This window comes from Devosia sp. LjRoot16 (genome assembly GCF_964252795.1).
Lineage (GTDB): Bacteria > Pseudomonadota > Alphaproteobacteria > Rhizobiales > Devosiaceae > Devosia_A.
This window is the reverse complement of sequence record NZ_CAXUPH020000007.1, coordinates 138,228-150,148: the sequence shown is the minus strand read 5'-3', so window position 1 is coordinate 150,148 and position 11,921 is coordinate 138,228. Positions and strand designations below refer to the sequence as shown.

Genomic DNA, 11,921 nt, shown 5'->3' with positions numbered 1-11,921 from the left:
TTGCTGACCCGGCGGCGCCACTCCCCTACCTCCTGTGCATTGGACCCACGAAATGACATCCACCCCGATCGTCCGGCTCGAGAACGTTCGCAAGCAGTACGGCAAGGTCGTCAGCCTGAAGAACGTCACGCTCGAGATCGGCTCCAACGAGATCGTCGGGCTGATCGGCGATAACGGCGCCGGCAAGTCGACCCTGATCAAGGTGCTGACCGGCGTGGAGCAGCCTTCGAGCGGCACCATCTATGTGCGCGGCCAAAAGATCGATGCGGCGAGCTACTCGGTGAAGGAAGCCCACAAGCTGAAGATCGAGACCGTCTACCAGGACTCTTCACTGGGCGAGAAGCAGCCGCTATGGCGCAACTTCTTCGTCGGCCGGCCGCTCACCAACCGCTTCGGCTTCATCGACGTGAAGGCCGAAAAGAAGATCGCCAACCAGATCATGCGCTCGACTATCGGCTTTCGCGGCGTCGGCATCGATGTCGATACCCCGGTAAGCCGGCTCTCGGGTGGCGAGCGCCAAGGCGTCGCCATCGGCCGCGCCATGCATTTCGACAGCGACCTGATCGTGCTCGACGAGCCGACGGTGGCGCTGGCGCTGAAGGAAGTGAACAAGGTGCTGGACTTCATCCGCTCGATCAAGGCGGGCGGCCGCAGCTGCATCTATATCGAGCACAACATCCACCACGTGCACGAAGTCTGCGACCGGCTGGTGGTGCTCGACCGCGGCGAAATCGCCCTCGATGCCCCGACCTCGTCGCTGACCTACACCGAACTCACCGACTTCCTGATGTCGCTGCACAAGCCGGCCGTCGCGAGCTGACGTGCATCAAAGCTTGCAGTCAGGACTCCCTCTCCCGCCTGCGGGGGAGGGAATCCCGACTGCCAGTTCCACGCTTATCAGACACCCGTTCCACATGGCCGAACGCGCCCTGCCACGCAGCTCGAATAATACAATAACTTCATGACTTTACCCCGCATCCCGACCTAAGTCGTAGCCCGTTCTCGGTTGACTCGCTCCCGTTCAAGGCGTTCACTATTGGAACGCTGCATTCCACCCATGGAACAAAAATCGGGGGTCTGCGGCTTGAGGAGAGGGAGGCCGGTCAGCGGCAAGCCGTGCGGTTCAGCACGCACCTGCGGGAGCGGGGGCGTGAACGCCGGAGGTTTGCCTGACGTCCGGTAGGCACGACTGTGAACACGCTGCTCGAGCGATGTATCGACGACACCACCCGCGGGAACGCGGTGCGCTAGATGTCGAGCATCAAGCGCGCCATCCAGGTTCTCGACCTGCTTGCCCGCAAGGGCGGGCTCGGGGTGCGCGCCGTGGCCCAGCAACTGGCCCTGCCGGTCGGCTCGGTGCATCGGCTGCTGATCGACCTCGCCGACGAAGGCGTGGTCGAGCGCAATGCCGAGGGCGGCTGGCAGCTGTCCTACCGGCTGCTGGCGATCACCGACCTGCAGCTCGATGGCGTCGCCTTTCCGCGGCTGGCCCGGCCGTTCTGTGAATCCATCGCCGAAAAGACCCGCGAGACGGTGAACGTCAATGTGCTGAGCGGCGAAGGGTGCGTCTGCATCGACAAGGTGCGCGGCAATGAGGGGATGCAGCTCGACTGGCGCATCGGCTCGCGCGGGCCGCTCTATTGCGGCGGCAGCGCCAAGGCGATCCTCGCCTTCCTCGGCGAGGCCGACCAGCAGCGCGTGCTGGAACAGCCGATGACCACCTTCACCCGCTACACCATCACCGACCCCACCGAGCTGCGGGCCGAGCTCGCCCGCATCCGCAAGCGCGGCTACTCGATCGACAACCAGGAAGTGGTGGTCGGCGTGTTCTGCGTCGGCGTGCCGATCGTCGATCGCCTCGGCCGTCCGGTCGGCGCCATGTCGATTTCCGGCCCCGCTCCCAAGGCACCCGGCGCGGCGATCCAGCCGCAGGTCGATCTCCTGAACGAAGCAGCGAGCACCGTCAGCAAGCGGCTCGGCTATGGCGGCCAGTGGCCGCCGCACCAGGCCGGCGAACGGGCGCTGGCCACATCAACAACCTGACTGAGGATTTTACGACGATGCGATCCGCATGGGTGATGAAGCTGAAGCCCGGCCAGGAAGCCGAGTACAAGCGCAAGCACGACGAGATCTGGCCCGAGATGGTGGCGCTGCTGAAGAGCCAGGGCGTCTCCAACTACACCATCTACCGCTACGACCTGCTGCTCTTTGCCTACCTCGAAAAGCCAGACAACGCTCCGAGCCAGACCGAGGGCGTCGATCCGGTGGTGCTCAAGTGGTGGGAATGGATGGAGCCGCACATGGAGACCCATGAGGACGCCCGGCCGAAAGCCTGGCCGGTCGAAGAAATGTTCCGGCTGGATTGAGGGCAAAATGCTGAAAGTCGTCGATCCGCATATCCACCTGTGGGACCTCTGGACCCGCATCTACCCGCATTTCGAAAAGCCCGGCAAAGGCGGCGCCAATGCCGCGATCTCACGCAGCTACCTGCTCGAGGAATATCTCGAGGAAGGCGCCGACGAGATCGAGATCGTGGGCGCGGTGCATGTCGAGGCCTTCCCCACCGACCCGGTGAAAGAAAGCGAAACCCTGCAGGCGGTGGCCGATCGCAGCCCCGTACCGATCGTGCTGGTGGCGCATGGCGACCTCGCCTCGCCGGATTTCGGCGCCCTGCTCGACCGCCATTCCGGCTTCCCGATCATGCGCGGCATCCGCCAGGTGGTGAACCGGCACGCCGATCCCAAGCTCAACTACATCACCCGCGACCTGATGGATGAGCCGGGCTGGATCGGCGGGTTGCAGGAACTGGGCCGCCGCGGCCTGAGCTTCGACCTGCAGCTCTACCCGCACCAGATGGCGCAGGCGGCCAAACTCGCCGGCGTTGCGTCGAACACCCAGATCATCCTCAACCACGCCGGCATGTGGGCCGACCGCGACCTGAGCGGCTGGAAAGCCTGGAAGGCAGGGATGCGCGAACTCGCCGCCCGCCCCAATATCGCGGTCAAGATCAGCGGCCTCGGCATGCTCGATCGCCAATGGACCACCGAAAGCTTCCGCCCGCTGGTGCTGGAGACACTCGAGATCTTCGGTCCGGAGCGGGCGATGTTCGCTTCGAACTTCCCGGTCGACAAGCTGACCAGCGATTTCCCGACCTTGTGGAAGGCCTTCGCCAAAATCACCGAAGGCGCCTCCGAAGCCGAGCGCGCCGGGTTGTTCCGTGAAAACGCGCAAAAATTCTACCGCATCCCGGGCTGAGGCCGCCCGACCGCATAAGACGACCAGGAGATTTCTGAGTGAAGATCAAGAGTATCGAAGCCTTTGCCATCACCAACCCGATTGCCGGCGGCATTTACGACGAGGGCAAGGACAAGGTGACGGCGCGCCGGCCGCCCTGGACCAAGGACGCCGAAGTGGCGAACCCGATGTCGCGCTACCCGCGCTACAAGGCGCTGCGCTCGAGCTGGAACAACGCCTTCCCGGCGGTCGGCGTCATCGTCACCGCTGATGACGGCTCCTGGGGCTTTGGCGTCACCGGCTACGGCCAGCCCACCATCAGCCTGATCAACGACCATATCGGCCCGCTGCTCACCGAGGAGAACGCTCTCGCCACCGAGAAGCTGTGGGACATGATGATGCGCATCACCTCCCCCTATTCCTCCTCGGGCCTCGCCTCCTATGCGATCAGCGGCATCGACCTCGCGCTGTGGGATCTGAAGGGCAAGGTGCTGAAGCTGCCGGTATATGAACTGGCCGGCGGCGCCGCCCGCGACAAGCAGTTCTGCTACGCCACCGGCAACGACACCGACTGGCACATGGAACTGGGCTTCAAGGCCACTAAGCTCGCCTGCCCCTACGGCACTGCCGATGGGCTCGAGGCGCTCGACAAGAACGAAGCCTTCGTCGGCAAGGCGCGCGAGCTGATCGGCCCGCATGTCGAACTGATGCTCGATTGCTGGATGGCCTTCGACGTCGAGTTCGCGGTGCGCCTCGCCCACCGGCTGAAGCCGTTCAACCTGAAATGGATCGAAGATTGCCTGATCCCCGAGGATCATACCTCGCACAAGGCGCTGCGCGAGCGCCTGCCGTGGCAGACCTTGGCCACCGGCGAGCACTGGTACACCCCCTACACCTTCTTCGAGGCGGCCAAGGATCGCGTCGTCGATATCTTCCAGCCCGACATCAACTGGGTCGGCGGCTTCACCGCGGTGCAGAAGATCACCGCCATCGCCGATGCCTCGGGCCTCGAAGTGATCTGCCATGCCGGCATGAACACGCCCTATGGCCAGCACTTCAACTACTCGGCGCCCAACTCGCGTTGGGGCGAGTATTTCGTCGGCGGCGCCCCCGGCATCCCGCTCAAGCACACCAACAACTACCCCGGCATGGCCGTCCCCAAGGACGGTTACGTCGTGGTCAGCGACGAACCGGGCTTCGGCCACGGACTGAGCAAGGACGCCATCGAGAAGATGGCGCTCTGAACCCGAGCCCGGTGGGCGGGGTCGCCCCCACCCACCAGGTCATTCCCGCGAAAGCGGGAACCTCTGTTTCCTGGCCTTTGCACCATCGCAAACGGAGATCCCCGCTTTCGCGGGGATGACCCGGTGAGGGGGCCAGACGAGGCGAAGACGATGCGTGGCGAGGCCCTGCCCCGCCTCGGAAGAAATCAACGAGTGGCCGGAACCGGCCGGAGGAGGACCATCATGAACCGTAGATCCCTGAGGCAGCATCTGCTCGGCGGCGCCATCGCGCTGCTGGCAGCGCCGCTCCTGGCATCGACTGCCTTTGCCCAGGTGGCCGACATGCCGCGCAACGAAACCCTGGTGCTGACCCCGTGGGGCGACCAGCCGGCGCAGTTCGCCAATACCGAGAACTGGCACCCCTACCTGAGCTCGATCACCCACCAGCGCGACGTGATGCAGATCACCATCAACGAGGCGCTGTTCTACACCAACCTCAACGACGGCACGCTGATCCCGTGGCAGGCCGAAAGCTTCGAATACGCGCCCGACTTCATGAGCGCCTCGATCAAGCTGCGTGACGGCGTCGAGTGGTCGGATGGCACGAAGTTCACCGCCGACGACGTGAAGTTCACCCTCGAAGCGGTGCGCGACGCGCCGCCGGAAATCGGTGGCTCCGCGGCGTTCAAGGAGTGGATCAAGGATGTCACCGTCGTCGATCCGCTGAACGTCACCATCAACTTCAACAAGGCCGCACCGCGCTTCGTCCGCGATTTCCTGGCGCTCGGGCACGAGAACCACTACCCGATCCTGCCCAAGCACATCTGGGAAGGTCAGGATATCGCGACCTTCACCAACTACGATCCGGCCAAGGGTTGGCCGGTCGGCACCGGCGCCTACAAGCTGGTCTCGACCACCAACCAGCAGGAAATCTTCGATCGCCGCGACGACTGGTGGGGCGCCAAGGTCGGCTTCCAGGATCTGCCGGCACCCAAGCGCATCACCCTCGTGCCGGTATCGAGCGATGACGCGATGGGCCAGCTGCACATCGCCAACCAGATCGATGGCGGCCGGCAGCTCTTGATCGGCACCTTCGAGGCCGCCCGCGCCCAGAACGACAAGCTGAGCTCCTGGAACCCGGAAGGCCCGAACTGGGGTGCTCCCGATGGCTGCGACTACTCGCTGGTGTTCAACCAGATGCGTGAGCCGTGGAACGACGTGAACGTGCGCTACGCGCTGAACTATGCCATCGACCGCGCCGCCATCAACGATATCGGCTACGAAGGCGGCCAGAAGCCGGTGACCTTCGCCTTCTCCAACTACATGGCCGGCACCTGGCTCGGCGAGGGCAGCCCGCTCAAGGCCGTGCTCGACAAGTACAATCTCGACAATCCCGACCCGGCCAAGGTCGAGGAGTATATGGGGAAGGCGGGCTACGCCAAGGACGCCAATGGCCTGTGGGCCAAGGACGGCAAGCCGCTCACCGTGACGGTGCGCACGCCGGCCTTCATCCAGCCGACGCTGGCCCCGCTGACCCAGCAGTTCAAGAACGCCGGGTTCGATGCGGTGCAGGCTCCGGTGGATGACACCTGGCTGCCGGACATCCAGTCGGGCAACTTCGACACCATGATCTTCGTCCATTGCGGCAGCCTGTCGGAACCACTCGAGACGCTGCAGCACTACCATTCGAAGTTCGCCCGGCCGCTCGGCGAGAACATCCCGAACGCCGTCGCCGCCTCGCGTTACATGAACCCGGAATACGACAAGCTGATCGACGCCATGGACGCCGTCCCGGCCGATACCGATCCGAACTCCGAGTACATGAAGAACGCCGTCGCGGCCCTCGATATCGCCCTGCGCGACCTGCCGCAGATCGACCTGCTCGAGGAATACCATGTGGTGACCTTCAACAACACCTACTGGACCGGCTGGCCGTCCGCGGCTGACCCGTACGTTGCCCCGTACACCCCGTGGGAAGCTTTCAACGTCGTCATCCACAACCTGAAGCCGACCGGCGCGCAGTAAGCGCCGGGCACTGATCGCGCGGATGGCGGCTTCGGCTGCCATCCGCAACCACTCTCCACCAGGACTCTGCCCGTGACACCAAGCGTTGCCCCACCCACCGGGTCATTCCGGCGAAGGCCGGAACCCATCCTGAGATGCGGACTGTGGCACGTGTCTGCGCCAGGCACCCTCTTGCCTTCTCCCCTTGTGGGAGAAGGTGCCCGAAGGGCGGATGAGGGGTCCGCGCAACGAAGTGTAGCGCGATCGGAGCGTAAGCGACGAGCGATCCGGTACGCGGAGAGAACCCCTCATCCGGCCTTCGGCCACCTTCTCCCACAAGGGGAGAAGGCGCTCGCTCAACGGCCCGTGGCTTGGCTACGATCGGTGTCCCGATGAGCCGCGAACTCCTCCGCTACCTCCTCACCCGCTTCGGCCAGCTGCTGCTGATCGTATTCGTCGCGGTGAGCATCAACTTCATCATTCCGCGCCTGCTTCCCGGCGACCCCGTACAGACGGCCCTGGCCCGGCTGCAGGCCACCGGCGGCGCGCAGAATGTCGATATCCAGGCGGTCTCGGCCGCCTATCGCGCCAAATACGGGCTCGATGCGCCGATCCTCGAGCAATATCTCAACTACTGGCTCGACCTGTTCCGGCTCGATCTCGGCGTGTCCTTCGCCAACTTCCCCGAGAAGGTCTCGACCATGATCGGCAATGCGCTGCCCTGGTCGGTGACGCTGCTGGCCGTAGCCACCCTGATCGCCTTCAGCGTCGGCTCGCTGCTCGGCGCACGGCTCGCCTGGCCGGGCTCGGGGCGCACCATCAAGTCGATCGTGCCGCTGATGATGATCCTCACCTCGATCCCGTTCTACCTGCTCGCCATCATCCTCATCTATTTCTTCGCCGTGGTGCTGAAGTGGTTCCCGCCCGCCGGCGGCGTCGACACCACCCGCATCATGCGGTTCGACTGGGCCACCACCGAGGATATTCTGCGGCACGCGTTCCTCCCCTGCCTTGCCATTATCCTCGGCAATGTCGGCTTCTGGGCGCTCGGCATGCGCTCCCAGATGGTCTCGGTGCTGGGCGAGGATTACATCACCTTCGCCGAAGCCAAGGGCCTCCACCCGAACCGGATTTTCGTCTGGTACGGCATGCGCAATGCGCTGCTGGCGCAGGTTACCGCGCTGGCTTTGTCGCTCGGCTCGGTGGTCTCCGGCGCCGTGCTGGTCGAGGTGATCTTCAACTACCCGGGGCTCGGTTCGCTCCTCTATGTGGCGATCCGCGGCCAGGACTATTTCGTCATCCAGGGCGTAGTGCTGATGCTCATCGTCTCCTTGGCGGTGCTGCTGTTCCTCGTCGACCTGATCTACCCCCTGCTTGACCCGAGGATCCGGCGATGAACCTTCTCAGCTCCCTTCGCCGCAATTACGAACAGGGCCGGATCAGCGGCGTGCTGCTGCTCGGGCTCGGCATTCTTGCCGCGATCTTGTTGTTCAGCGCCATCGGTCCGTTCTTCGTCGATGCGGTGAACGCCCAGGTCGGCGCGGTGCGGCCACGCAAGCCCCCCGGCCCCGAGTATTTCCTCGGCACGGATTCGCAGGGCCGCGACATGTGGACCCTTTTGATCTACGCCACCCCCAACACGCTGAAGATGGGGCTGATCGCCGGCTTTATCGGCGTCGGCTTCGGCACCGCGCTCGGGCTGATCGCCGGGCATTTCGGCGGCATCATCGACGCGGTGATCCGGGTGATCTCCGATGCGCTGCTGACCGTGCCGGCCATCGCCATCCTCGTCATCATCGCCGGCAATATCGACCGTATGACCACGTTGGTGATGGCGCTGGTGGTCGCCTCGCTCGGCTGGATGTTCACCACCCGCACGGTGCGCGCCCAGGTGCTCACCATCCGCGAGAAATCCTATGTCGAGGTGGCGCGGGTCAACGGCGAAAGCCAGTGGGAGATCCTCTTCACCGAGATCATGCCCAACCTGATGCCCTATATCGTCGCGAGCTTTGTCGGCACCGTGTCGGGCTCGATCCTCGCCGTCATCGGCCTCGAGGCGCTGGGCCTCGGCGCGCTCGACGAGATGACGCTGGGCAATACCATCTACTGGAGCCAGCAATCCTCGGCGGTGCTGCGCGGCTATTGGTGGTGGTGGGGTCCGCCGATCGTGGTGATCGCCGCGATCTTCATCGGTCTGTTCCTGACCTCGGTCGGCTTCGACCGCTTCGCCAACCCCAAGCTGGCGAGGCGCTGATGTCTGTCGCTCAAGACGCCAAACCCATCCTCGTCGTCGAGGAACTGAACGTCCACTACGACACCGGCAAGGGTCCGGCCAAGGCGGTGAACGATGTGTCGTTCTCGCTCCGACCCGGCGAACGGCTGGGGCTGATCGGCGAGAGCGGTTCGGGCAAGACCACCATGGCGACGGCGCTGATGCGCCTGACCCGGCCGCCCGGCCGCATCGCCGGCGGCTCGGTCAAGCTCGACGGACGCGACATCCTGAAGATGAGTACGAAGGAGTTGCGCGAGACCCGGCTGCGCGACATCGCGCTGATCCCGCAGGGGGCGATGAGCTCGCTCAACCCGGTGATGCGGCTCGAGGAGCAGATGATCGACGCGATCGTCGCCCACAAGCCGGGGATGCGGCGCGCCGAGCTCGACGCCCGGGTGCAGGAACTGTTGAAGAATGTCGGCCTCGCTCCCGAAGTCGCGCGCCGCTATCCGCATGAACTCTCGGGCGGCATGAAGCAGCGCGCCGCCATGGCCATCGCCACCTCGCTCGCGCCCAAGGTGATCGTCGCGGACGAGCCGACCAGCGCCCTCGATGTGGTGGTGCAGCGCCAGGTGATGCAGACGCTGGGCCGCCTGCAGGATGGGCTCGGCGCCGCCGTCGTCCTCATCGGCCATGACATGGGACTGATCGCTCAGTTCGCCGATACGGTGGGCGTGATGTATGCCGGCAAGCTCGTCGAGATCGGCCCGGTCCGCCAGATGATCGAGAGCCCCAAGCACCCCTACACAAGGCTGCTGGTCGATAGCCTGCCCGGCATCGAGGTGAAGCGCGAGCTGACCGGCATCCCCGGCCTGCCGCCGCCGCTGGTCGACCTGCCGCCCGGCTGCAGCTTCAACCCGCGCTGCCCGCTCGCCTTCGATCGCTGCGTACGCGAGACGCCGCTGCTGCAGCAGGTGGCGCCGGGCCAGAGCGCCGCCTGCCACCTCTATCCCGAGCACGCGGCTTTGCCGCCGCTGCCGCCGATGACACGTGCCCACCAGGAGCTCCGCCCGTGACCGCACTCATTGAAATGCGTGGCGTCACCAAGACCTATGGCGCCTTCACCGCGCTCAACGACGTCACCCTGTCGCTGTCCGATACCAGCCCGTCGATGACCGCCGTGGCCGGCGAAAGCGGCAGCGGCAAGACCACCCTGGCGCGCATGATGCTGGGCTTCATCAACCCATCGCATGGCCAGGTGCTGTACCAGGGCAAGGACGTGGCCAGGATGACCGGCGCCGAGCAGCGGCAGTTCCGTCGCGAGGTGCAGCCGGTATTTCAGGATCCGTTCGACGTCTTCAACCCGTTCTACCGGATCGACCACGTGCTCGAGACCCCGGTGAAGCGCTACAAGCTGGCCGACAGCGACATGAAGGCCCGCGCCATGATCGAGGACGCGCTGAAGCGCGTCGGTTTGCGGCCACAGGATACACTCGGCCGCTTCCCGCACGAGCTGTCGGGTGGCCAGCGCCAGCGCATCATGGTGGCCCGCGCCGTGCTGCTCAGGCCCCGGCTGATCGTCGCCGACGAGCCGGTTTCGATGGTCGATGCGTCGCTGCGCGCCACCATTCTCGACGAGCTGAAAACACTGAACCGCGAGCTCGGCATTTCGATCGTCTACATCACGCACGACCTGACCACCGCCTTCCAGATCTGCGACAACATCCTGATCCTCTATCGCGGCAACGTCTCGGAGGCCGGCGCGGTGGAGCGGGTGATCGGGGCGCCCAAGCACCCCTACTCGCAGCTCTTGGTCTCCTCGATCCCGCTGCCCGACCTGAGTAAGGCCTGGGGCGGCGAGGAGATCCCGGTGTCGGAAGCTTCGGCGGCGCGCGCCAACCCCGGCTGCAAGTTCGCGCCGCGCTGCCCGCATGTCATGGAGATGTGCTGGGACAACCTGCCGCCCAAATACGTGCCCGACAGCGAACGGCTCGCCACCTGCTTCCTCTACCGCAACGCCCCCGTCTCGGCGAGCGACGACGTCGCCTCGGTGTTCCGGCCGCCCAACCATTCGATCACCGCTACTGTCCCCTGATTTTCGTCCCCAACCGATTGCCACGACCATGTCCATCAAACTCACCGACCGGCATCGCGTCGGCTCCACCGCCCTCGAACTGCCGCCCATGGGGTTCGGCGCCGCGCATCTGGGCGGCATGTACCACCGCGTTTCCGGCGAGACCGCACATGCGACGCTGAAGGCCGCCTGGGATGGCGGCGTGCGCTATTTCGACAGCGCCCCGTTCTACGGCCGCGGCCTCAGCGAGCATCGGGTCGGCGATTTCCTCATCGACCAGCCGCGCGCTGAGTTCCTCCTGACCACCAAGGTCGGTCGCTACTTCCGGCGCCCCGCCGACCCCAAGACCTTCGACCGCACGCCGTGGGGCGGCGGGCTGAACATGGAGATCGTCTGGGACTATTCCTATGACGGGGTGATGCGTTCCTATGAGCAGAGCCTGTTGCGGCTCGGCCTCGACAGCGTCGATGCGCTGTTGATCCACGATCCTGAAGCCTCGCTCGGCAGCAACCCCGATGGGCCGCGCATGGAAGACATGGTGCGCAGCGGCATCAAGGCGCTCGAGGAGCTGAAGGCCTCGGGCCAGATCAAGGCCATCGGCATGGGGCTCAACGCCGCCCCGTCGCTGCTGACTTTCGCCTCACAGGTGCCGCTCGACTTCTCTATCGTCGCCATGCCCTACACCCTGCTCGACCAGTCGGCGCTCGGCACCGGCCTGAAGCGCTGTCTCGAGCACAACATCTCGGTGATCATCGGCGCCCCCTATGCCTCTGGCATCCTCGCCACCGGCCCCGGCCCCAACGCCCGCTACGGCTACGGCATCGCCTCAGACGAAGTGCAGGACAAGGTGCGGCGCATCCAGGCGGTGTGCTTGACGCATGGCGTGTCGCTGCAGGCCGCAGCGCTGCAATTCCCGCTGGCCCACCCCGCAGTGGTCTCGGTCATCCCCGGCGGGGCGAGGCCAGAGGAAGTGACCAGCAATATCGGCTATTTGCAGGAAGCGATCCCGGCAGGGTTTTGGGGAGATCTCAAAGCGGCGGGGTTGATCGATGCCGGAGCGCCGGTGCCGGTGTGATTGGCCGACAGGCTGGTGTGGGCTGACCCCCACCCCTGTCCCCTCCCCCTAAACAAGGGGAGGGAGACGCTTGCTGGGAAGCTGGTGTTTTGGTCTCCC

General features: G+C 65.1%; 11 protein-coding genes. All 11 read left to right on the top strand.

Annotation, left to right across the window (positions count from 1 at the left end):
• The first annotated feature begins 52 nt into the window (after window positions 1-52).
• The 11 genes from ACSQ23_RS27180 (at window position 53) to ACSQ23_RS27130 (ending at window position 11,822) form a co-directional block, all read left to right on the top strand.
• Complete coding sequence (locus tag ACSQ23_RS27180; protein WP_056003960.1) at window positions 53-820, top strand: ATP-binding cassette domain-containing protein; 768 nt, start codon at window positions 53-55, stop codon at window positions 818-820.
• A gap of 431 nt (window positions 821-1,251) precedes the next feature.
• On the top strand, window positions 1,252-2,043 hold the full coding sequence (locus ACSQ23_RS27175) for an IclR family transcriptional regulator (protein WP_436092548.1): 792 nt from the start codon (window positions 1,252-1,254) through the stop codon (window positions 2,041-2,043).
• Between the two features lie 17 nt (window positions 2,044-2,060).
• A complete protein-coding gene (locus ACSQ23_RS27170) occupies window positions 2,061-2,366 on the top strand; it encodes an L-rhamnose mutarotase (protein ID WP_055877009.1) in 306 nt (101 codons plus the stop codon).
• Between the two features lie 7 nt (window positions 2,367-2,373).
• Window positions 2,374-3,255, top strand: a complete 882-nt coding sequence (locus tag ACSQ23_RS27165) for an amidohydrolase family protein (protein WP_436092547.1) — start codon at window positions 2,374-2,376, stop codon at window positions 3,253-3,255.
• Between the two features lie 38 nt (window positions 3,256-3,293).
• The gene (locus tag ACSQ23_RS27160) at window positions 3,294-4,478 is read left to right on the top strand and encodes an enolase C-terminal domain-like protein (protein WP_436092546.1); all 1,185 of its coding nucleotides are present in this window, start codon (window positions 3,294-3,296) and stop codon (window positions 4,476-4,478) included.
• Window positions 4,479-4,700: 222 nt separating this feature from the next.
• A complete protein-coding gene (locus tag ACSQ23_RS27155; protein ID WP_436092545.1) occupies window positions 4,701-6,482 on the top strand; it encodes an ABC transporter substrate-binding protein in 1,782 nt (593 codons plus the stop codon).
• Window positions 6,483-6,853: 371 nt separating this feature from the next.
• On the top strand, window positions 6,854-7,858 hold the full coding sequence (locus tag ACSQ23_RS27150) for an ABC transporter permease (RefSeq protein ID WP_436092544.1): 1,005 nt from the start codon (window positions 6,854-6,856) through the stop codon (window positions 7,856-7,858).
• Window positions 7,855-8,715: an ABC transporter permease gene (locus ACSQ23_RS27145; RefSeq protein WP_055876996.1), complete on the top strand. Its 861-nt coding sequence runs from the start codon at window positions 7,855-7,857 to the stop codon at window positions 8,713-8,715. The genes ACSQ23_RS27150 and ACSQ23_RS27145 overlap by 4 nt, the downstream gene beginning before the upstream one ends.
• Window positions 8,715-9,749, top strand: a complete 1,035-nt coding sequence (locus ACSQ23_RS27140; protein WP_436092543.1) for an ABC transporter ATP-binding protein — start codon at window positions 8,715-8,717, stop codon at window positions 9,747-9,749. Before ACSQ23_RS27145 ends, ACSQ23_RS27140 begins: the two co-directional genes overlap by 1 nt.
• Window positions 9,746-10,768 carry an ABC transporter ATP-binding protein gene (locus ACSQ23_RS27135; RefSeq protein WP_436092542.1) on the top strand — a complete coding sequence of 341 codons (1,023 nt, stop codon included), beginning with the start codon at window positions 9,746-9,748 and terminating at the stop codon, window positions 10,766-10,768. Before ACSQ23_RS27140 ends, ACSQ23_RS27135 begins: the two co-directional genes overlap by 4 nt.
• A gap of 28 nt (window positions 10,769-10,796) precedes the next feature.
• The gene (locus tag ACSQ23_RS27130; RefSeq protein WP_436092541.1) at window positions 10,797-11,822 is read left to right on the top strand and encodes an aldo/keto reductase; all 1,026 of its coding nucleotides are present in this window, start codon (window positions 10,797-10,799) and stop codon (window positions 11,820-11,822) included.
• Window positions 11,823-11,921: the final 99 nt, after the last annotated feature.

Coding starts and splice junctions, on each gene's coding strand:
- ACSQ23_RS27165 (WP_436092547.1), top strand. CDS start 2,374: ATGCTGAAAGTCGTCGATCCGCATATCCACCTGTGGGACCTCTGGACC.
- ACSQ23_RS27180 (WP_056003960.1), top strand. CDS start 53: ATGACATCCACCCCGATCGTCCGGCTCGAGAACGTTCGCAAGCAGTAC.
- ACSQ23_RS27175 (WP_436092548.1), top strand. CDS start 1,252: ATGTCGAGCATCAAGCGCGCCATCCAGGTTCTCGACCTGCTTGCCCGC.
- ACSQ23_RS27140 (WP_436092543.1), top strand. CDS start 8,715: ATGTCTGTCGCTCAAGACGCCAAACCCATCCTCGTCGTCGAGGAACTG.
- ACSQ23_RS27170 (WP_055877009.1), top strand. CDS start 2,061: ATGCGATCCGCATGGGTGATGAAGCTGAAGCCCGGCCAGGAAGCCGAG.
- ACSQ23_RS27130 (WP_436092541.1), top strand. CDS start 10,797: ATGTCCATCAAACTCACCGACCGGCATCGCGTCGGCTCCACCGCCCTC.
- ACSQ23_RS27155 (WP_436092545.1), top strand. CDS start 4,701: ATGAACCGTAGATCCCTGAGGCAGCATCTGCTCGGCGGCGCCATCGCG.
- ACSQ23_RS27150 (WP_436092544.1), top strand. CDS start 6,854: ATGAGCCGCGAACTCCTCCGCTACCTCCTCACCCGCTTCGGCCAGCTG.
- ACSQ23_RS27145 (WP_055876996.1), top strand. CDS start 7,855: ATGAACCTTCTCAGCTCCCTTCGCCGCAATTACGAACAGGGCCGGATC.